Annotated in this window: 17 protein-coding genes and 2 tRNA genes; 8 read left to right on the top strand and 11 right to left on the bottom strand. The window is 50.6% G+C overall.

Features of this window, described 5'->3' with window-relative positions:
• Positions 1-405: 405 nt before the first annotated feature.
• Positions 406-481 (top strand) — tRNA-Ala (locus CFLAV_RS19765).
• 83 nt (positions 482-564) lie between these two features.
• Here the strand turns inward: CFLAV_RS19765 and CFLAV_RS19760 are convergent.
• Both CFLAV_RS19760 and CFLAV_RS19755 read right to left on the bottom strand, forming a co-directional pair.
• Positions 565-945, bottom strand: coding sequence for a hypothetical protein (locus CFLAV_RS19760; protein ID WP_007416583.1), 381 nt, complete (start codon positions 943-945; stop codon positions 565-567).
• A gap of 142 nt (positions 946-1,087) precedes the next feature.
• A complete protein-coding gene (locus CFLAV_RS19755; protein WP_237712424.1) occupies positions 1,088-1,570 on the bottom strand; it encodes a response regulator in 483 nt (160 codons plus the stop codon).
• A gap of 218 nt (positions 1,571-1,788) precedes the next feature.
• Here CFLAV_RS19755 and CFLAV_RS19750 point away from each other — a divergent pair, with 218 nt between their 5' ends.
• The gene (locus tag CFLAV_RS19750) at positions 1,789-2,253 is read left to right on the top strand and encodes a hypothetical protein (protein ID WP_007416581.1); all 465 of its coding nucleotides are present in this window, start codon (positions 1,789-1,791) and stop codon (positions 2,251-2,253) included.
• A 30-nt stretch (positions 2,254-2,283) separates the two neighbouring features.
• Here the strand turns inward: CFLAV_RS19750 and CFLAV_RS19745 are convergent, their stop codons facing one another.
• The gene (locus CFLAV_RS19745) at positions 2,284-4,692 is read right to left on the bottom strand and encodes an exo-beta-N-acetylmuramidase NamZ domain-containing protein (protein WP_007416580.1); all 2,409 of its coding nucleotides are present in this window, start codon (positions 4,690-4,692) and stop codon (positions 2,284-2,286) included.
• Positions 4,693-4,899: 207 nt separating this feature from the next.
• Here CFLAV_RS19745 and prpB point away from each other — a divergent pair, with 207 nt between their 5' ends.
• The 4 genes from prpB (at position 4,900) to CFLAV_RS19725 (ending at position 9,328) form a co-directional block, all read left to right on the top strand.
• The gene (gene prpB / locus CFLAV_RS19740; protein WP_007416579.1) at positions 4,900-5,808 is read left to right on the top strand and encodes a methylisocitrate lyase; all 909 of its coding nucleotides are present in this window, start codon (positions 4,900-4,902) and stop codon (positions 5,806-5,808) included.
• Between the two features lie 71 nt (positions 5,809-5,879).
• Positions 5,880-7,001: a bifunctional 2-methylcitrate synthase/citrate synthase gene (prpC, locus tag CFLAV_RS19735; protein WP_007416578.1), complete on the top strand. Its 1,122-nt coding sequence runs from the start codon at positions 5,880-5,882 to the stop codon at positions 6,999-7,001.
• A gap of 22 nt (positions 7,002-7,023) precedes the next feature.
• Positions 7,024-8,487, top strand: a complete 1,464-nt coding sequence (locus tag CFLAV_RS19730; protein WP_007416577.1) for a bifunctional 2-methylcitrate dehydratase/aconitate hydratase — start codon at positions 7,024-7,026, stop codon at positions 8,485-8,487.
• A gap of 34 nt (positions 8,488-8,521) precedes the next feature.
• Positions 8,522-9,328: an SDR family NAD(P)-dependent oxidoreductase gene (locus CFLAV_RS19725; RefSeq protein ID WP_007416576.1), complete on the top strand. Its 807-nt coding sequence runs from the start codon at positions 8,522-8,524 to the stop codon at positions 9,326-9,328.
• 87 nt (positions 9,329-9,415) lie between these two features.
• Here the strand turns inward: CFLAV_RS19725 and CFLAV_RS19720 are convergent, their stop codons facing one another.
• From CFLAV_RS19720 to CFLAV_RS32725, 4 genes are all read right to left on the bottom strand, one after another.
• Positions 9,416-10,567, bottom strand: a complete 1,152-nt coding sequence (locus CFLAV_RS19720; protein ID WP_007416575.1) for an LptF/LptG family permease — start codon at positions 10,565-10,567, stop codon at positions 9,416-9,418.
• Between the two features lie 121 nt (positions 10,568-10,688).
• Positions 10,689-11,105 carry a cupin domain-containing protein gene (locus CFLAV_RS19715; protein ID WP_202796925.1) on the bottom strand — a complete coding sequence of 139 codons (417 nt, stop codon included), beginning with the start codon at positions 11,103-11,105 and terminating at the stop codon, positions 10,689-10,691.
• Between the two features lie 63 nt (positions 11,106-11,168).
• Positions 11,169-12,599, bottom strand: coding sequence for a sigma-54-dependent transcriptional regulator (locus CFLAV_RS19710; protein ID WP_007416573.1), 1,431 nt, complete (start codon positions 12,597-12,599; stop codon positions 11,169-11,171).
• Entirely contained in the window at positions 12,596-13,957 is a 1,362-nt protein-coding gene (locus CFLAV_RS32725; RefSeq protein WP_007416572.1) for a two-component system sensor histidine kinase NtrB, read from the bottom strand. Before CFLAV_RS32725 ends, CFLAV_RS19710 begins: the two co-directional genes overlap by 4 nt.
• Before the next feature lie 276 nt (positions 13,958-14,233).
• Here CFLAV_RS32725 and CFLAV_RS19700 point away from each other — a divergent pair, with 276 nt between their 5' ends.
• Positions 14,234-14,656 carry a response regulator gene (locus CFLAV_RS19700; protein WP_050785866.1) on the top strand — a complete coding sequence of 141 codons (423 nt, stop codon included), beginning with the start codon at positions 14,234-14,236 and terminating at the stop codon, positions 14,654-14,656.
• On the opposite strand, the gene CFLAV_RS19695 is transcribed toward CFLAV_RS19700, so the two are convergent.
• Both CFLAV_RS19695 and CFLAV_RS19690 read right to left on the bottom strand, forming a co-directional pair.
• The gene (locus CFLAV_RS19695) at positions 14,653-15,051 is read right to left on the bottom strand and encodes a hypothetical protein (RefSeq protein ID WP_007416570.1); all 399 of its coding nucleotides are present in this window, start codon (positions 15,049-15,051) and stop codon (positions 14,653-14,655) included. The genes CFLAV_RS19700 and CFLAV_RS19695 overlap by 4 nt on opposite strands.
• 127 nt (positions 15,052-15,178) lie before the next feature.
• Positions 15,179-15,254, bottom strand: a tRNA-Phe gene (locus CFLAV_RS19690).
• Positions 15,255-15,393: 139 nt separating this feature from the next.
• Here CFLAV_RS19690 and CFLAV_RS33710 point away from each other — a divergent pair.
• Positions 15,394-16,464, top strand: coding sequence for a ComEC/Rec2 family competence protein (locus CFLAV_RS33710; RefSeq protein WP_007416569.1), 1,071 nt, complete (start codon positions 15,394-15,396; stop codon positions 16,462-16,464).
• A gap of 10 nt (positions 16,465-16,474) precedes the next feature.
• Here CFLAV_RS33710 and CFLAV_RS19680 read toward each other — a convergent pair whose 3' ends face one another.
• The gene (locus CFLAV_RS19680) at positions 16,475-19,048 is read right to left on the bottom strand and encodes an MBG domain-containing protein (protein WP_007416568.1); all 2,574 of its coding nucleotides are present in this window, start codon (positions 19,046-19,048) and stop codon (positions 16,475-16,477) included.
• A 370-nt stretch (positions 19,049-19,418) separates the two neighbouring features.
• Positions 19,419-20,096: a response regulator gene (locus CFLAV_RS19675; protein ID WP_040549528.1), complete on the bottom strand. Its 678-nt coding sequence runs from the start codon at positions 20,094-20,096 to the stop codon at positions 19,419-19,421.
• Positions 20,097-20,152 lie beyond the last annotated feature (56 nt).

The following is a 20,152-nucleotide window of genomic DNA, read 5'->3' as shown; positions in this document are numbered from 1 at the left end:
AATAGGCCTGTCAGCATTGATGAATCCTCGTTAGCTCAGGTGGGGGGAAAAGTGGATTCTGGATTATGAGTCGCCTGCTCTAACCACTGAGCTATGGGCCCTTAACTGGTAGTTAAATAAGCCTATGTTTCACTTCCATGCAATGCTCAAATTGACAATCTTATACTGCCTTTGCATACCATTGGCTTGAAATCAGTCTGAGTCGGAAAAGAAATTCCTGTGGCTGAATACCAAAGTCATCAATTTAATTCACCACTCACCTCTGGAATTTTTTGCTCGCATTCGAAGGCGAGGCAAGTGGGTCCGAAAGCCCCTTGAGATCACAGTCTGTTCTGTAGCACATCTGAAGTTGGCAGAAGAAGCTTGCAAAAACTTCAGAAAGGTCTTAAGAAACATCAATGGTGCGGGGTCGTAGCTCAGTTGGTAGAGCGTCTCGTTCGCAATGAGAAGGTCGCAGGTTCGATCCCTGTCGACTCCACCATCATTCCTTGTTCGCCCACGGATAATTTATTCACTTTGGTTTTCAAAAAATCCAGGCCACCGGCAAGTTCACCGTCCGGGGATTTATTTTGTGGGCTTCTTCTCGGCCTCGAATTGAGCTCCAATATGGTCGTCATTAACCGTCAAAATCAGGACACCATGCTTCTGTCCGCCAATAGCGGAGGATAGGTTGACAACCTCGTCGTGCTCCAATCCTCGGAAACTCCATGATAGCCGGGCGGAATCAGGAAATTCTCTTGGGTAACTTGCGATCACTTTTGCATAGTTTGTTCCCATGAAGCCCAAGTCCACCTGGTAGGATCCAATATTTAGAATGGTTTCGTGCATTTCCTTCGAAGATTTATTCTGGAGCACGATGGTCCGGTGAGTGTCAGTGTTTTTGGAAGCGCATCCGCCCAGAAATAAAAAACTCATCAACATCAAAACATAGGCCTTCATTTTCATTCATGAATTGTGCTGGGTTCATGATGCTTTTCAAACAAAACTTTTTAAAACAATGAGGTAATGACCTCCGAGCTCGAAGTGGCGGATGACGAAAATGGAGTGGCCCCGGCACAAAACCACCCACGACACCTATTAATATGTATTACGCGAGCATTTCCATTTCGTCCTGCATGAATTTTACCGATTGGAGCAGTTCGTCGTAATTAACCATTTTAGAATAGAAATGTTGGACACCCAGACGGAGAATCCGCTGCCGGTGAGAGAGGTCTTCCAGAGAACCCGAAACGACAGCCACCTTGAGTTGAGGGAAGCATTTTGTATTTAACCACTCCAAAACTTCAAATCCGTTTTTGACCGGCATTACCAGATCTATGAGCAAAAGATCTGGAAAAGGATGGCGCTGACGATCGTGGTAGGGACCAATTCCTGAGAGATAAGCAATGACTTGTTCTCCATTCTCGACTTCGGCGACAACTTTAAGGCGCGGAGTCACCGACTGAATTGCCGCTTTAAGCAGGAAGCGATCTTCTTCATCGTCATCCGCTATCAGAACGGCATATTTTTCTTTAGTGGTCATCAGCTGCGCGAAACTCGAAGAGTATGTTGTGCCACCATGCGGGCGCAAGCTGACAAAAGACTGACGCGCCTGACAGACTTTATCCTACACGAACCAGGGCGTGCTAAAGTGAAGAGAATTTTAGAAAATTAGATAGTTCAAGATAATGGAAACCAGGGCGGCTTGAGCTGAATGAATTTCCAACGGTCAAGAAAGGTGTCACCAATAGTTTCAGCGGCATCGTTCGCTTGACTTCCTTTCCCGCCTCGCCAAGGTTTGCCTTGGAAATGAAATCAGCAAGCCCGGCAAAACATTTTATCCTGGCATTTTTAATCGCGCTCGTGCTTTACGTTGTGTTCTATACGACCATCGAGCATCGTCGCACGCGCAACGGGCCGTGGCGGGTAACCTTTTCCAGCGATACAACGAATGCTCCAATAGTTATTATTAATGAACCGAAGCTAAACATTTCAAATGTAAGGCTGGTCTTCCCGAACATGAAAGCACCTGCCACTAATGCCACAGTGGTCTTTGACCCTCCCCGCCCCGTTCCTTTCGATCTTCCCATAGGTCAATGCATTTTCCTGGATACGACATTTCAACCGGGCACGGTCGTCTTCAACATATTCGGCCACGAAATTCAATTAATTCCCCGTGTGCTCACAATCGACAAAAAGGAATATCCCTGGCAATCAGACGCGACTATCCCGCTCACGGAAAAAGGAATTCTTCAAGCCATGCCGAAACCATGATGCCCGTCCCGCCAGGCGCAGCGAGGAATTCTAATAAAGCAGGTATTTTGCCCGGCGTTCCTTGAACTTTGCCAAATCATCAGTCCAGAGCTTCTTAATATCCGCCAGCGGCGCGTCCTCCTTGATCGCCTCCAACGTCGCCTTGTTAACGAGCAGTACATTGAATTTGTCGACCTCGAATTGATCGGGATACCAACGGTTGAGCACTTTCGCTATCATGATTCCTATATCCACCACTTCACAATGATCCCTATCCGTGAGGATAATGTTAACGCCAGCGCACGACTGACCTTTGTAGACACTGTCTGTAGGTGTGAAACGAACCGGTACGAAACGCACGCCCTTCAAGCAGGCTTTATTGAGTTCCGCGGCCAGCCTGATGTCATGAATGTAGGGCGCTCCGATGACCTCGAAAGGAGTCCCCGTTCCTCTCCCCACCGAAAGCGCTGTGCGCTCAAGCAATCCAACGCCGGGATAGAGGATTGCTTCCGTGAGGCTGCGCATATTAGGTGAAAGATTCTTCCAGGGTAATGCTGTCTCATCGTATAGATGCTCGCGGTTCCAACCTTCCATTTTAATGACAGTAAGATCCGTATTCAGTTTGCGCTCGTCCTTGAACATTTGAGCTAACTCGCCCACGGTCATCCCATGGCGAACAGGGATGGGATGATAGGCAACAAAGCTGGTTTTGCCTTTCAACACAGGCCCATCAATGGTAACTCCATTGACCGGATTAACGCGGTCGAGGACGAAGAATTTGATACCAGCCTTGCCTGCAGCCTCCATGCAAAGTCCCATGGTGGAAGGATAAGTGTAAAACCGACAGCCCACATCTTGAATATCATAAACGAGAGCATCCAGACCTTTGAGTTGTTCCCTTGTGGGGGCGGTATGTTTGCCATAGAGACTGTAAACAGGCAGGCCAGTCACCTCGTCCACGCTATCACCAACAGGTTCATCCAGAGCCCCGTACAAACCGTGTTCGGGACTAAATAGGACTTTCAGTTGAACTCCGGGAGCATTCCTCAACAAGTGGATGGTCGAATAGCGCCTTCGATCCTGTCCCGTGTGATTTGTAACCAGGCCAATGCGCATGCCTTTTAAAGGGGCGAAGTGCTGCTTCTCCAATACATCAATACCATTCAGCACACCGGGAACATCGTTATCAGACGCATCGATGGTCTGGATTTCCGCCTTGGTGGTCCTGGCCGGCACTCGCGGCGGCAGTTCGTCTGTTACCAAGGCAAAATCAAAATCCGACACAGCCTCGGCTGACAACGTTCCCAAGGTGCCATAGAGAGGGAGCACATTTCCACTACCATTGGGATGAACACGATTGGATAGAAAAATAAAGAAAGTCTTCGAAAAAGGATCAATCCAAAGACAGGTTCCCGTCCAGCCTGTGTGTCCGTAAGAACCTCTCGGGAACAACACCCCACGCGGGCGACTGAAACCGGAATCGATATCCCACCCCAAACCGCGTCTCTCAGGAATTTCCGGTGGGGTTTGCACACTGGTCATCAACCGGACCGTTTCCGGCTTAAAAATTTGGACACCATCCAGAGTGCCCTCATTAAGCAACATTCGGGCGTATCGTGCGAGATCATGGGCAGTGGAAAACAGGCCGGCATGTCCAGCCACGCCCCCCATATGCCGGGCCGTCGGATCATGAACGACGCCGCGCAAGACTGAGCCTGATTTGTTGGGATCGTATTCCGTGGGAGCAATGCGTGACAACTTTTCGGCTGGCGGAAGATATCCGGTGTCCACCATCTTCAGCGGCTGATAAATTTCCTTTTGAACAAAATCCTCCAACTTGCAACCACTCACCCGCTCCACAATTTCACCTGCCATAAACAGGTTTACGTCACTATAGCGAATGACGGTTCCCGGCTTGGAACGCAACTTCTCTGCACATGCCTTCTTGATGGCAGCCGCCTTGCCATGCCAGTCGGTCGAGGTTTCGATATCCGGCAGGAGACCGGACGTGTGCGTGAGTAATTGCCGGACTGTCACCTTTTCCCGCCCATCCCCGGTAAATTCGGGAATGTAAGTATGAACCGGCTCATCCAGTTTTACCTGTCCGCGCTCAATCAAGATCATGATGGCCGGCGTTCCAGCGACCACTTTGGTGAGAGACGCCAGGTCGAAAATGGTATCCTTGGTCATCGTCTCCTCCTCCGGCACCAAGGCGCGATTGCCGTATGCCTGCCAATAATGACTCCTGCCATGCTCCACCCAAACCACCCCGCCGGGACATCTCTCTTCATCAATCGCTTGATTGATCTCCGCATCCATTTTATGCAGCTTGGCGTGGTCAAGCGTTTCGGCTGCTCCTGCAACACCTGAACAACACGCAAGCAGGAATGATACAACCAGGGTTAAAGCAGAAGATTTGCTCATCGGCAACCAGGTGGTAAGGCAGTGTAGTTTTTTCATTTAATCAAGGTTTCTTGCAGGAACAGACGAATTAAACATCCAAGGCTTCAATGACGAAAGGATTTTTTCACGTCGAATAGCAGTTTTACAAACAACCGGAAACAGGCGAAAATCATTGCGTTGATTTTAGGGACAGGCCATGCTTTGCGACGCAGCCCAGTTCTCTGAGTTTATATTCCGTATGCGTCCGTAGAGTGGAAAGCATTTGTGGATAAGAAATTTTTCAGGACCAATTCCAATAAAGCCGGCGAATCCCCAGGCGGCCGACTTCGAGCCGCGCTCCAGGCGGAGCAGCCGTTACAGGTCATCGGCGTCATCAACGCGTATGCAGCCATTCTCGCGGAGAAGACCGGCTTCAGGGCACTCTATCTTTCAGGCTCTGGCGTAGCTTCAGCCTCCTATGGGCTTCCGGACCTCGGAGTCACAACGTTGAATGATGTGCTTGCCGATGTGAAGCGCATCACAGCCACCACTCCCCTCCCCTTGCTGGTGGATGCGGATACTGCCTGGGGAGATCCAGCCAAAACTGTCCGGCAAATGATTAAAGCCGGAGCGGCAGGCATCCATATTGAAGACCAGGTCGAAGCCAAGCGTTGTGGACACCGCCCCAATAAGCAATTGATCAGCACCAGCGAGATGGTGGAGCGAATCAAAAGCGCTATTTCAGGGAAAACTGATCCTGCTTTTGTTTTAATGGCCCGGACCGACGCAGTTGCCGGAGAAGGTTTGGAAGGTGGAATTGAACGGGCGATCGCCTATCGCGATGCTGGCGCTGATATGATCTTTGCCGAAGCGCTGACAAACTTGGACCAGTATCGAACCTTTGTTAATGCCGTAAAGATTCCGGTGCTCGCCAACATCACTGAATTTGGAAAAACCCCTTTGTTTACGCTTGAGGAATTGCGCTCGGCAGGCGTTGGACTTGCGTTATACCCGCTTTCCGCCTTTCGCGCCATGAACGCTGCTGCGTTGCAGGTTTTCCGCAGCATTCGGGAGAACGGCACCCAGAAGGAAGTGCTTCCAATAATGCAAAGTCGTGCTGAACTTTATGAGTTTCTGAACTACCAGGTTTACGAGCAAAGGCTGGATGAGATGTTCAAGAAACAGAAGTCGTGAGCGACTGGCCTCAGTTGCTTAACACCACGTGTTGGATCGGCATGTGAGGCCACTGCCTGAAAGGAAATCCTATGAGCGAGGACAAGAAATCGGCAGGACTGGCGGGAATAGTGGCAGGTCAAACGGCCATCAGCACGGTTGGCAAGGAAGGGTTGGGACTAACCTATCGAGGATATGCCATCAACGATCTGGCGGAAAACTCCACGTTTGAAGAGGTCGCCTATTTGCTGATCCATGGTCAACTGCCCAATCGCAACGAGCTGGAAGATTACCGAAAAAGATTGATCTCTCTGCGAGGCTTGCCCAATGCATTGAAAACGGTTCTGGAACAATTGCCGGCAGAGACGAATCCCATGGATGTTTTGCGCACTGGCTGCTCAACCCTTGGCTGCCTCGAACCTGAAAGCCCGAAGAGAGAGCAACTCCAAATTGCCAACCGACTCTTGTCCGCCTTTCCTTCAATGCTGCTCTACTGGCATCAATTCAACACTCAAGGCAAACGAATCGAGACGCGCACAGACGATCCCAGCATCGCAGCTCAATTTCTTCATCTCCTGATAGGAAAGCCAGCCGATCCGATTCACGTCCGTGCCCTGGACTCATCCCTCATTCTTTATGGAGAACATGAGTTCAATGCGTCCACTTTTGCGACGCGTATTACAGCTTCCACATTGGCGGACTTTTATTCGGCCATTACCTCTGGCATTGGAACATTACGTGGGCCGTTGCACGGCGGTGCAAATGAAGAAGCCATGGGGCTCATTGAAAAGTTCCAAACACCCGATGAAGCGGAAGCGGGTTTGATGTCCTTGTTGCAAAAGAAGCAGGTGATCATGGGCTTTGGTCACCGTGTATATAAAATATCTGACCCCAGGTCCGATGTGATCAAGGGAATCGCTCGGAAGCTGGCATCTTCGAGTGCCGACTTGAACCTGTTCGCTATTGCTGAACGCATCGAAGCCGTGATGTGGCGCGAGAAAAAGTTATTTCCAAACCTGGATTTCTACAGCGCCCTTGCGTTTCACTTTTGCGGCATTCCAATTCCAATGTTCACTCCGCTATTCGTCATTGCCCGAACCGCAGGTTGGTCTGCCCATATCATCGAGCAGCGGGCAAACAATCGCCTCATCCGGCCGACGGCAGAATACATTGGACCGCAACCGCGACCTTACGTGCCGATAGAACAAAGGTAATACCTTCTCAAGCCAACTGATTATGAGTAGTTCCTCCAACAATCTGCGCCCTCCGCCAGACCAATTATTTGCCGACATCGCCGACTACGTCACAAAATATCTCATTGAGAGTGACGAGGCATACCGAACTGCACAGTACTGTTTGTTGGACACACTCGGATGCGGTTTTCTCGCACTCGAGTATCCTGCTTGCACGAAGTTGCTTGGACCAGTCGTTCCCGGGACCACGGTTCCCCACGGCAGCCGCGTTCCCGGCACGCAGTACGAACTGGATCCAGTCACGGCCGCATTCAATATCGGAACCATCATCCGTTGGCTGGACTTTAATGACACCTGGCTGGCAGCTGAATGGGGACATCCCTCGGATAACCTCGGCGCAATTTTAGCCGTATCGGATTTCATTAGCCGCCGCAACTTGCAGGAAGGGAAAAAGCCTCTTTCTGTGCGAGACCTGTTGACCGCGATGATCAAAGCTCACGAAATTCAAGGCGTTCTGGCCCTGGCCAACAGCTTCAACCGAGTCGGATTGGATCATGTCCTGCTCGTGCGAATTGCCTCGACTGCCATTGCCACCCAATTGCTGGGTGGCACCAGGGAACAAATTATTAATGCTGTTTCAAATGCATGGGTTGATGGAGGCGCTTTACGCGCTTACCGGCACTCTCCCAATACGGGATCAAGGAAATCCTGGGCTGCGGGTGACGCTACCAGTCGCGGAGTGCAACACGCGTTTATGGCGATCAAGGGAGAAATGGGTTATCCCTCAGCTCTCTCGACGAAAAACTGGGGCTTCTGCGATGTTCTCTTCAAAGGCAATCCGATTACGCTGGCCCGGCCTCTCGGTTCCTATGTCATGGAACATGTGCTCTTCAAAATTTCCTTTCCTGCTGAGTTCCATGCTCAAACGGCGGTGGAGGCAGCCTTCAAACTCCATCCCATGGTTCGCGACCGCATTGATGATATTGAACAAATCGCGATTACCACCCATGAATCCGCCATCCGGATCATTGATAAGGCGGGGCCGTTGCATAATCCCGCAGATCGTGATCATTGCCTTCAATACATGGTGAGTGTTGCGCTGCTTTTCGGCAGTTTGACAGCCGATCATTACGAGGAGGAAACGGCCCGGGATTTACGTGTGGATGCCCTGCGAGCCAGGATGGTTGTCAGGGAGGATTCGCGCTATAGCAGGGAATATCTTGAGCCTGATAAACGCTCCATTGCAAATGCGGTACAGATATTTTTCAAGGACGGCAGTTCAACGGAAAAAGTTGAGGTGGAATATCCGGTGGGCCATCGCCGCCGCAGGGCGGAAGGAATTCCCCTGTTGTTGGAAAAGTTTCGAAAGGCACTCCGCTGCCGATTCCCAGAACCGCAGGCTCAAAACATTTTTGAGCTTTGCAACGACAGGCATCGCCTCGACTCAATGCCGGTGAGTCAGTTTGTGGAACAGTTTATTCCTTCGACCGTCGACTCATTGCCCTAGACCTTCTTCACTCCATGCGCTAGATATTTCACGCATGGCATCACGACTCAATGGAAAATGGATATTGATTACCGGCGCCTCGAGTGGCTTCGGAGCTGCCACGGCCCGTGCCTTCGGTGCAGAGGGAGCCAAACTCCTGCTGGGTGCGCGGAGGATGGATCGCTTGGATCAGGTTGCGGCGGAAGCGCGGAAAGCGGGCGCTGGCGAAGTCCATGCTCACTTCCTCGATGTTTCGAAAACTTCCAGCGTCGAGGAATTCATGAGCTGGGCACGCCAACAGATCGCCGGAATAAATGCCACAGCAGCTCCAGTGCTGGATGTCCTCATCAATAACGCCGGCGGTGCACATGGAGTGGAAACCGTCGCTGAAGGCAAGGACGAGGATTGGGAAATGATGTTGCAGACGAACGTTCTGGGAATTCTGCGTATGACACGCGCGGCATTGCCGCTCATGGTTAACAACCCGGGTGGTTCAATCATCAACATTGGCTCTTTCGCCGCCTATACCGCATATGAAGGCGGTGCTGCCTATTGTGCTGCCAAAGCCGGTGAATTGCAGATTACGCGGACGCTTCGGCTGGAGTTAAATGGAACCGGGCTCCGGGTCTGCTCGGTGGATCCTGGCCTTGCGGAAACAGAATTTTCTGTTGTGCGCTTCAAGGGCGACCTCGAAAAAGCGAAAAAGCCTTACGAAGGCACCCAGCCTCTCACTGCAGAAGATATTGCTGAAATTATCCTCTGGGTTGCCAACCGCCCGCCGCACGTGAACATCGATCAGATGTTGATCAAACCGACCGATCAGGCTGCCATTCACAAAGTTTACCGTCGAAAGAGTTTGTAGTTTCCCTCTCCACTTCCCCTTGCTTGCAAGGGGATTTTTTTATTAGGCGTGAACCGGCGGAGTGTCTGCAGGTGTGGTTCCGTTCGGCTAAATACCGCGATTCGCACGCCACAACATTACTGCCCCAATTGCTTGAAAGAGAAAATTAGGAATCCATAGGATCAGGTGGGGGGCCAGATAAGGACGGCCCTCGAAAGATTGGCCCAAAATAATAAAACTGTAATAAACGAGAACCAGCGCGAGCGACATGGCAATGCCTACGTTGGTTTCCCGGCGGTGAGCTTGAATCCCCAAAGGAATACCGATCAGCGTGAAGCCAAAGCAGGCGAACGAAAATGCAACCTGGCGATGCATCTGAACGCGGATTGGCATCGTCACATCCTTTTTTTTGTTCGCCAGGATGTCTCTTCTTTGTTGCAATTCCGCCTTGCTTCCGGCTTTTTCGGGAACGGCAAACTCATTCTCCACAACTTGCAATTCGTTCTGCAACTGACGGAAAGTCATGTCGCCGATATGAATATTTTTTGAGGTGGAGTTTGTCTTAATCGAACTAAGATCCTGCGAAACGATTCCAGGATAGGCCCAACTGCCGCTCTGCACGTCAAAAATGCGTGCGTCAAAAAGTTCCAGGCTGGTTTGATTGCCGGACCTTTGAAGAAGCCCTTTCGGGGCATCGGTCATGGTTTTGACCTTATCATTTTCGTCCAGTTGACAAATATGGATGTCGGTCAGATTTTTCCCATCACTAGCCCCCACATAAATCAGAAAACCAGGAAAATCCTTTACAAATATGCTGTCAGGCAAAGCGGCTCCAGCCACTTTACCCACCATCTCATCGCGCAAATCAAGGTACGCGATACGGCAGCGCGGAGCGATCTCCATGTTGATGGCGGCGCTTACCCCACAGAGAACGAGGCTCAAACCAAGAATAGGTGTAATTAACGAGAGCAGGCTTACTCCGCTGGATTTCACCGCAGTCAGCTCCTGGTCCGCACTAAACCGCCCAAATACAAGCAGGGCGGCGGTCAGCATTCCCATGGGAAGAGCGAACACCAGGACGAAAGGGATCAGGAGACCAAAAGCCTGGATCACTCCACCAAGGGTCGCCTGGCGATTAATAATGAGCACCAAAATTTCCTTCAAGCCGTTCCCGAGCAGCAGCACGAAGGTAAAAACGGCCACCGTCATCATCAAAGTGGCCAGCACCTGGCGGATCAAATATGTGTGCAAAATTTTCATCTACACACCGGCAATGCGCCACAACAAAAAGCCTTCAATTCTACAATTAGAGTCATAGCTCAGGATTCATGTTAGCAGAAGGAGTAAAGCGGAGTATAGCAGCAAACAACGGGACCAGGTATTAATCTCTGAGAAGCCGCCAGGGTTCCTGGTCACTTACATCCACGGTTCCAGGCCCCTCGCTTTTGGCGGGTGAAAGGATTGCCAGAAAATCGAGAATGTCAGCACCAATGTTATACGTGCCATGAACCACATTTGCGGGCAAATATAGGGAGTGCCCAGTTGTCATAATACGCTTTTCCTTCTCCACCCACTGCTCCGCTGTTCCTGAGAGCACATAAAGAATTTCCTCCATTTTGGGATGGCAGTGGAATTTGTGGGCTTGTCCGGGATACATCCGGCATCGAACAAAAAGGAGGTTTGTGTCCTTGACCATGGCTGGACTGGAATACCAATGATGCATCTTGTTGGGAAACTCCTCCACAATTGTTTCCTCGAAGGAAACAAACCGCCAGTTCGGATTTGAATTCATTGCCATGCACCAGTCTTAAAGATCGCGAACCTGCGTCAAGCGAAATAGGGGATTCGAAGAATCAATTGGCTAATCAGCCGGGTTACTCTGCCCTGGGTGCAGTCCGAAATGGTTTAATTTTTCGCGCATGGTTATGCGTGAAACCCCGAGCCAGCGCGCAGCCTTGGCTTGATTCCCCTGGGCGAGTTCTATGGCCTGGCCAAACAACTCTCGTTCCACTTCTTCAATAACCGTGGCATGCACCCCTTCCATCTCCCCCCGCCTCGCCCGACTTAGATAAGTTCCAATTCCGGCGGCGATGGATTGATTGCCGCCAGCGACTGCTTCTCCCACTTTGGCGACCACCTCGCGGACATGTTCGATACTGATGGTGTATCTTCCCGCGAGCAATAGGACCTGTCGCACCACGTTTTCCAACTCGCGCACATTCCCCGGCCATGGTTGATTTTGTAAAAACTGCAGTGCTTCCGGCTGGATGGAGGGTGACTCAATGTCAAAATCAGCTCCATAGATTTGCATAAGATATCTCACCAGATTGGGAATATCTTCACTTCTATGACGCAAGGCAGGAGTTTTGATGACCGCAACATTCAGGCGGTAGTAGAGATCTTCGCGAAATTGCTTATCATGTAGTGCCTTTTCCAAGTCACGGTGGGTAGCCGCAATCACCCTGGCATCTATTGGAATTGGTTCCCTGCCTCCCAAACGATGGATATACTTTTCCTGGAGAACGCGGAGCAGCTTGGCTTGAGTGTTCAGGCTCATGTCCCCAATCTCATCGAGAAAAAGCGTGCCCCCGCTGGCCTGTTCGAAGCGCCCGATCCGACGCATATCTGCCCCGGTGAAAGCACCCCGTTCGTGTCCAAAGAGTTCACTCTCCAGCAATGTCTCCGGAATCGCCGCACAGTTAACCGCAACGAATGGTGCTGCGCTCCGATCGCTGTGCTGGTAGATGGCTCTGGCGATCAATTCCTTTCCAGTCCCGGTTTCACCGCGGATTAGAACGGTTATCGGCTTGGCGGCAACACGTCCAATTTCCTTATAGATTCCTTGCATGAGCCGGCTGTTGCCAATAATGGCATTTCGCGCGGAAACACATTCGCCCATTTTTACAGGCTCGGACATAAGCCGGCTGCTCTCGACGGCTTTCTCCACCAGATCCAGCAGCTCTTCCATTTCGAAGGGCTTAAGCAGGTAATCGTACGCACCGAGCTTGGTGGCTTCGATTGCTGTCTCAGTGGTTCCATGCGCCGTCATCAGGATGATGGGCAGACGCGGCTTCGCCTGATGTAACCGCTTCACCAATTCCAAACCATCCAATCCGGGCAATTTTAAATCCGAAATGACCACGTCGAAATTAATTGTTTCAGCAGTTCCAAGTCCTGAATCACCGCGTCCTTCGCAGGAAACCGTGTAGCCCTCATTGACCAGTACACGACGAAGAGCATCAGCCGCTCCCGCATCATCTTCGATCAGTAATAAAGTCCTTTTGACACTCATGAGTTATTGGCTTCAGGCAACACAATACCGAAGGTTGTGCCACGGTTGACCTGAGTTTGGAACTCTAAAAGTCCCCCGTGCTTCTGAATGATTCGGGCTGCAATCGACAGTCCCAGACCGGTGCCGCTATCCTTGGTGGTGAAGAACGGGTCGAAGAGACGCTTCTGCACTTCGGCAGAGATGCCATTGCCGGTATCCTCGACCTCCAGAATTACCACCGGAACAGATTGACCGTTTAACCGGGTGACATCTTTTCTTTCTCTGAGCGTCACCGTCCCCTTTTGCGGAATGCTCTCAGCAGCATTCTGTACGAGATTGATTAAAACCTGTTTGATTTGTGCGGCATCAGCCAGGATTTGCCCCGCGCTATTCAGTTCCAATTTCATATCGATCGATGATCGTTCCAGTTGCAGTGCCATCAAATCCCTGACATCGCGCAAAGTCTTTTCGGCGGACATCAGTTTCAATTTAGGGTCCGCTGGGCGGGCAAATTGCAGGAAGTCTTTAACGATCCGCTCGAGCCGGTTGATTTCGTTGCCAATAACCAACGCATCCTCCAATTCGGGAGAACCAACAGTCAGTGCCTTTTGCTGAGTGAAAAGGCGGGCCTTGATCGCGGTCAATGGATTGCGAATTTCGTGGGCAACGCCGGCAGCGAGGACCCCGAGTGAAGCCAGCTTCTCCTGGCGTTCTATCATGGCCGTGCTCTCCACAAGCCTGAGGCGCAATGGATTTATCATGTCGCGATAGACCACGCTCGCAAGCCATGCCCCCAGAACTAATAGCAGAAAGAGTGAGCCGAAAATGAGGCCCCGAAGAAAGTTCAACGATTTCTGAGAATCCGAAATAAATCTGTTGAGGGATTCCTGATGTGCAGCAACCAGTTCATTAGCCAGTTTAAGTAACGTATCTGATTCCCTTTCAACCTTCTCAAAGTCCGCGAATTCCGCCTGGCGAACTTGCGGTGATGTTTCGATTTTTTTCAACAGATTTGTGGAGGCGGCAAAATAATCGTCATAGGCGGCGTTGATTTGATCCATGATTCGACCCTCCTTGGGCGTCAGCAAGGTCGGGCGCTGTGCATCGATCCAGGCATTCTGCTCATTCAATCCTCTTAAAAAGGCCTGCCGGTCTTTGGTGTCCTGCCGAACATGGTATTTAAGCAATGTGTAATTCAGTTCCTGAAAATTGGCACGGAAGTAATCAGCGGTCTGGAAACTGCCGATATGAGCAGTGTTCATCTTGTCGCTCAGTCTTTCCACCCGCAACCAACTGGCATGCGCAGCCCACGCAATCATCAGCGCGACAAAAAAAATCGCCAACGCAAAGCCAATCAGCCGCAATTTAATCGCAGTCATTTTTAGGAAACTAAGTTGCCATGAATGGAAAGTAAATTGCCAACCAGGCCAGATTCAAACAATGCCTATGAACGCAGAAACCCCTGAATATCAATGAAGTTATTTTCATAAACCATCTGGCATACAAAAAGCTAATCACCGTTCCGTGCTACAGGCATTAAGCATACCAGAAAGACGGGGCAGGAAAACATCAAACCAACTCCAGACGCTTGTGCCGGTCATGGATTTCCCTTGGTGGTTGCTCAAAGCGCAGCCTCCGGGGTTTTGTCAGATGTTGTGAAAGCTAAAGTTCTATTGGTCGACGATGATATTTCCGTGCGCGAATCGTTGGGACGGGCACTGGAGTCCGAAAATTACGAAGTGGTTCAGGCGGCTAATGGACAGGAAGCTCTCGAGAGATTTAGCGAGCAGCAAATAGATGTGGTTTTACTGGATGTGAACATGCCGGTCATTAACGGTTGGGATGCGTTGGATCGGATGCAGGAAATTAATCCGTTCCTGCCTACTGTAATCATAACCGCCCGGCCGAATCAGTACGAACGAGCGGCGGCGGCGGGAGCTGTCGCTCTGATGGAAAAGCCGCTGGCACTGCCGGTATTAATCGGATTATTGAACCATTTGATGGAAGAGCCTTGGGATGCGCGTAGAAAACGAATGGCAGCACATCAGCCGATACGGATTCCCACTGGCCTGGACTAAATGAGCTGCTGATGCTCACGCAGATCATAAAGAAGAAGAGTTAGTTCTTTTAACGTGGGGGCCAAAACCCCCGAAAGATTTTGGGTGCCGGGAGACTCCCTCGATACGCTGGCCGTTACTTCTGCTCGAGTTGGCGAATCGAAGCCCGGCACCCTTTCTTTTCCCGACCTGGTCGCTGCCGGAGCAGACCTGAAAAGGCAGGCCTCGGCTGTTGTCAATCCTGCGACATATTCGGAAGTTAAATTAACACTATTGAACCAGCCAGGTGATATCTTCTCCGCTCCCAGCATGGGACGCCTGATCGGACCAATGATATTGCGGAAGTCAGCACTAATGCCGCCGTTGGTCAAGACGATAACGACGATGTGGTTACTGGCGTTCTTTTGATGCGCCATAGAGAAAATCCATCCACGTGTTGGTAGAGGTTAAAAAGCAGGTACTAACTCCATTGGTAATCAATGTATTTATTGTGACCTGATTTAAGTTCCAAAGCGGAGGGAAAATTACAACGTTGGGGAAAGATGGTGGCTGGAGCCAGAATCGAACTGGCGACACAAGGATTTTCAGTCCTCTGCTCTACCGACTGAGCTATCCAGCCAACGTCCTCCAGTATTGAAGTTCGACTCAGGCCATTTGGCAAGGGATTTTATAAAATAAAAAGTTTCTTTCTGAAAAAACTTCTTGAGTTTGTGTCGAAAAGAGCCCCAATCATAAGCTGCTCCGCCAAACACAATCTTATGAGAATCAAATCTTTGACAACATTGGCTCTCGGTTTTGCAGGTGTTTTGACCTGCCAGGCCGGGTTGAACGATCACAAACTGGATATCTATTGGGTGGATGTGGAGGGCGGCGGCGGTACTCTGATTGTAACCCCCAACAATGAATCGGTTTTAATCGATACAGGCATGCCTGGTGGAAGAGATGCCGGGCGCATTCACGACGTAGCCACCAAAATCGCCGGTTTGAAAAAGATTGATTATCTCATTACAACTCACCTGCACATTGACCATTTTGGTGGCGCGGCCGAGCTTTCCAAATTGATGCCCATCGGAACAGTTTACAACAATGGAATCCCTGATCACAATCCAGACAATAATCCGCAGGACACACGTTTTCCACTGCTTATCAAGCCGTATCAGGAAATGCAGGTGGATGCGCGCCAGATCATAAAACCTGATCAAATTATTCCGCTCCATCAATCCACTGAACCGGATACAGCAAAGTTAACTCTTCGCTGCATCGCCGCAAAACAGGCTTTCACAAAAGAAATTCCGAAAAATCCCCAAAATGAAACCATCTGTGCCGGATCCAAGACTCACGAAAAGGACATTACGGATAATGCCAACAGCATTGTCATGTTATTGAGCTTTGGGAATTTTCGTTTCTTTGATGGTGGTGACCTTACCTGGAATCTCGAGAGTCAGTTGGTTTGTCCAGCCAACCTGGTGGGCAACGTGGATGTTTACCAGGTGGATCACCATGGTTTGGACATGAGCAATAATCCCCTGCTGCTCCGCAGTCTCTCACCCACCATCAGTGTAATGAGTAACGGCACCACCAAGGGGTGTGAAAAGGAAACCTTCGCAACTTTGAAGTCGATTCCTTCAATCAAGGCGATGTATCAAATTCACCGTAATCTGCGGGCAGATTCTGAAAACAATACTTCCAACGAATACATTGCAAATCTCGAAGAGCATTGCAGCGGCAATTACATCAAACTTTCCGTTGACTCTGACGGAAAGAATTACACCATTTCCATTCCCGCCAAGGGGCACTCAGCGAAATACAAAACCGCCTCAAATCACTAAGGTTGGCTCCTCAAGGAATCGTGCGATAGTAGCGCGAGGGAAAGCTTGGCGCGTTGGCATCTTCAAACTGGAACTGACCATTGGTTCCTGCGGTTGCTGAACCGATGTTAAGCCAATTGATCAGGTTCGTTGATGCCTGGACCGTATAATCGCGTCCGGGTATGCCGGCAAATTTGGTCACCGCATGTCCATTACCCAATATGGCGAAGCCAGTGATGTTTTGGGCTGGCTGAGTAGGACCGGAACCTTTGATGGTGACGGTCACTGTTCCGGTTGCGGAAGCACCTTGGCCATCATTCACGACATAGGTAAATGAATCAGAGTTGGTGGAACCGGCAGGCGGATTGTAGGTGATTACCTGGTTGTTCAGTGTGATCGAACCTCCGTTGGCGCTCGTAGCGCTCAGACTCGAAAGAGCAATTACATCTGCATCTGCATCAAAAACAGTTTTGAGCAATTTGCTGAGAGAGAAACTTGCCGGGCTATCCTGGTTAGCGGCCAAGGAAAAAGCGCGGGTGACAGGAGAAATGTTGATTACCAGTTGGGCAGCCAGATTATTGGTGCTGCCCGAGAAGTTTGAGTCCCCTGCGTATTCAGCGGTGATGGTATGGGAACCATGGGACAGGGCTGCAGAAGTGATGCTTGCAATACCGCCACCAATAGTGACCGGCGAACCCAATGGTGAGCCATCCGACTTGAACTGAACTGAACCTGAAGGTGCGGTCACGTTTAAGGCAGTGGTAGCAATGGTGGTCGTGAGTGTGACATTGGAACCGGTTGGCGACGGATTGGCTGAAGTGGCAACGCTTATTGTCGAGTTGGCTTTGGTCACTGACAATTGTCCATTGGCAAAGGTGAAACTGTAGTTGCCGGAACTCAAGGTGCCTGCTGAAGCTGTAATTGTGTAAGGGCTGCCCGAAACAGGACTGTTCGTTGTCGCGGTCGTGGTGAGGGCTGGGCTCCCGGTTATACCACTGGTGCCCAGGGTTTCACCATTCAAAAAGCCCGAATAGCTCGCGGTGAAAACAGGATCGGCCGACCCATAGGCCCGCGTCGCATTGTTCGCAGTGACTGTGAGTGCGGCTTTTGTCAACGTCAACTGCCCATTGGCAAAGGTGAAACTGTAGTTGCTTGAAACAAGCGAACCTGCCGCCGCAGTAATAATATACGGACTGCCTGAAACAGAGCTGTTGGTCGTGGCCGTCGTGGTGAGGGCTGGGCTGCCCGTTACTCCACTGGTGCCCAGGGTTTCACCATTCACAAATCCCGAATAGCTGGCGGTGAAGGAGGGATTGGCGGAGCCATAGCTGCGACTGGCATTGTTGGCCGTGACCGTGAGCACCGCCTTGCTGACCGTGGCGGTTGCCGTTGCGGTCGCGGTATTATAGTCGGTGGTATCTGTGGGGGTAAATGTAACCGACAGATTTTGGTTCCCGACCCCGAGGATCGTTCCAGCCGGTGGGGTGTAACTAAATGTCCCCGGCACGGTGGCGGTGGCGTTGAGTTGAGTAGAGCTCAAAGACGTCCCATAGGTGATTGCCGCGGGATTTGTCCAGGTAATCGTTGGAGTCGCTTTGTTTACTGTCAGCGTGCCGGAATCAGTTGTTGTGAGGGCGCCTGAAGTCGCATGGATGGTTGCAGTCCCGGCATGGTTTGGCGTAAAAGTTGCGCTCTTCTTATCAGCCGACGGCACCAGATCGCCACTTACCACACCACCTGTGACATTTTGCAGCGTCCAAGCAGTTGCGGCCACATTCGCAACAAAATTGCTTTGTGAATCACGTGAGATCGCGTAAACGGTCAAAGCACTGGTGCCAAGTCCAAAAGCTTGGGCAGGCACGAGAGTACCTGTGCCATTGGCCTTTGTTTCCACCCGCACCATTGTTGCTGCACCGGCAGAAACAGTCAAAGTTCCGGTACCGGATAGAAGCGATGTGCTTTCGGTCACGGTGAAGTTGGTGACACTGGCCGGGGTTAAAGCTGTCGTCGTGATGGTAAGTGTGGATGTTGTTGAACTGCTTGCTGACGAAAAATTGTTGGGGCTAAAAACTCCGGTGGCTCCAGCAGGCAGATTCGTGACGGATAAATTAATATTAACAGAGTTGCCTCCGGATTTGCCACCAAGAGTAATCAGAAAGGTTGTACTCTGGCCGGCGTTGACAGGTGAAGCTTGGGGGCCAACGGTAAGCGTGGCGAAAGGTCCGTCGGTAAAGATGGCCTGCGCAATCAGCCCGGATGCCAATCCAGTGGCGGTCAGTTGGAGCGTAGCACCTAGTTCATCCTGGTCCGCGGGGACAAGCCAGGTAGTTTGAAAGCTTCCGGTATCATCCGCCGTAGCCTGCCATGGCTGGTGGGCAGGGCTGTTGGTGTTGTCACCATCACCATCATCGCCTACATGCAAGACACGCAGCTGAACAATTTCGTTGGGAGAAAATCCGGTGGCAGTAATATAAACGGTTGAGCCCGGCGCATAATCCTCTTGATCTGTCACCACGGTCGGCGAGTTGGTTTGCGCGACAACCTGCCAGGCAAACATCAAGGTAAAAACGGCAGCTAACAGGGACAAAATGCTTCTAATTTTCATGGTTCTATTTTTACAACTGCATAAGGTGCTGAGACACATAACCAGCCATGGAACAACTGGTAGACGGGCTCTGCCCCATTTCACATGCATCCCATTCTGATTCGTAACTATGCCGTAACCTCAACAATTGAGATTACGGAATGGATCCCGGCAAAGTACGAATATCCAAAGAGTGTCCACCGACTTAACTGGAACGACCTGCCTTTCTTAAACGAAGAAGAAGTAGTGAAGTGCAACTAACCCTTCCTTCGGCGAAAAGAATAGGAAGTTGACAACACGTTGTCTACAGATAATTAAAACATTTTAAAGTCACAAGGCCCTAACCATCAGGGGTATAAACAAGATTTAGTCTAGTTATAATTTCCCCTACTTACTTCTCAAGTTTGATGATGCCGTGTGCAATGGCGTACTTGGTCAAGCCAGCAACATTATGGATATCGAGCTTGTTCATCACTCGTTCCCGGTGAGTCTCAACGGTGCGGACTCCAACCCCCATTCGACTCGCCATTTCCTTGTTGCTCTGCCCCTCGGCAATCATGGAGAGAACTTCAGTCTCACGGTTCGTCAGCTTTTTGGAATTCCCCGATTCCTCGCCATTCGTCGCTTCGGCAAGGTATTGATCCAGCATGATCTGGCTGATATCGGGACTAAAAAAAGCGCCACCTCCATGGACTGATTCGATTGCACGTACCAACTCAGTCAAGGGTGCGTCTTTGAGCACATATCCCTGGGCACCTGATTTAATAATCTGGAGAACGTAATCTTTGTTGGTATGAATGGAAAGAATCAGCACTTTTACCAGCGGAAACTCCCTGCGAATTATTTTGGTCGCCTCCAACCCACTCATGGTTGGCATGTCTAAATCCATGAGAACGATCTCGGGCGAAAGCTCCCTTACCTTGCTCACGGTTTCCTGACCATCGACAGCTTCACCGACGATTTCGATGTGCTCCAGGTTGTTCAGGCATGAGCCGAGACCCTTTCTGACAACCGGATGGTCATCTGCCAACAACACTTTGATTGTTTTCTTCCTCTTACTTACTGGCATATTTTGCTGGTTTTTCGCCGCGCACATACATCAAGGCCAGTTATCGGCACGAATGC

Origin of the sequence: Pedosphaera parvula Ellin514 (assembly GCF_000172555.1) — a bacterium.
GTDB lineage: Bacteria > Verrucomicrobiota > Verrucomicrobiia > Limisphaerales > Pedosphaeraceae > Pedosphaera.
This window is presented reverse-complemented; position numbering and strand designations above follow the sequence as displayed.

What these genes read in the sequence shown, in the direction of transcription:
- CFLAV_RS19760 (WP_007416583.1), bottom strand. Translation starts at nt 945, where the DNA reads ATGAAAATGAAGGCCTATGTTTTGATGTTGATGAGTTTTTTATTTCTG.
- CFLAV_RS19750 (WP_007416581.1), top strand. Translation starts at nt 1,789, where the DNA reads ATGAAATCAGCAAGCCCGGCAAAACATTTTATCCTGGCATTTTTAATC.
- CFLAV_RS19745 (WP_007416580.1), bottom strand. Translation starts at nt 4,692, where the DNA reads ATGAAAAAACTACACTGCCTTACCACCTGGTTGCCGATGAGCAAATCT.
- prpC (WP_007416578.1), top strand. Translation starts at nt 5,880, where the DNA reads ATGAGCGAGGACAAGAAATCGGCAGGACTGGCGGGAATAGTGGCAGGT.
- CFLAV_RS19730 (WP_007416577.1), top strand. Translation starts at nt 7,024, where the DNA reads ATGAGTAGTTCCTCCAACAATCTGCGCCCTCCGCCAGACCAATTATTT.
- CFLAV_RS19725 (WP_007416576.1), top strand. Translation starts at nt 8,522, where the DNA reads ATGGCATCACGACTCAATGGAAAATGGATATTGATTACCGGCGCCTCG.
- CFLAV_RS19720 (WP_007416575.1), bottom strand. Translation starts at nt 10,567, where the DNA reads ATGAAAATTTTGCACACATATTTGATCCGCCAGGTGCTGGCCACTTTG.
- CFLAV_RS19715 (WP_202796925.1), bottom strand. Translation starts at nt 11,105, where the DNA reads ATGGCAATGAATTCAAATCCGAACTGGCGGTTTGTTTCCTTCGAGGAA.
- CFLAV_RS19710 (WP_007416573.1), bottom strand. Translation starts at nt 12,599, where the DNA reads ATGAGTGTCAAAAGGACTTTATTACTGATCGAAGATGATGCGGGAGCG.
- CFLAV_RS32725 (WP_007416572.1), bottom strand. Translation starts at nt 13,957, where the DNA reads ATGACTGCGATTAAATTGCGGCTGATTGGCTTTGCGTTGGCGATTTTT.
- CFLAV_RS19695 (WP_007416570.1), bottom strand. Translation starts at nt 15,051, where the DNA reads ATGGCGCATCAAAAGAACGCCAGTAACCACATCGTCGTTATCGTCTTG.
- CFLAV_RS33710 (WP_007416569.1), top strand. Translation starts at nt 15,394, where the DNA reads ATGAGAATCAAATCTTTGACAACATTGGCTCTCGGTTTTGCAGGTGTT.
- CFLAV_RS19680 (WP_007416568.1), bottom strand. Translation starts at nt 19,048, where the DNA reads ATGAAAATTAGAAGCATTTTGTCCCTGTTAGCTGCCGTTTTTACCTTG.
- CFLAV_RS19675 (WP_040549528.1), bottom strand. Translation starts at nt 20,096, where the DNA reads ATGCCAGTAAGTAAGAGGAAGAAAACAATCAAAGTGTTGTTGGCAGAT.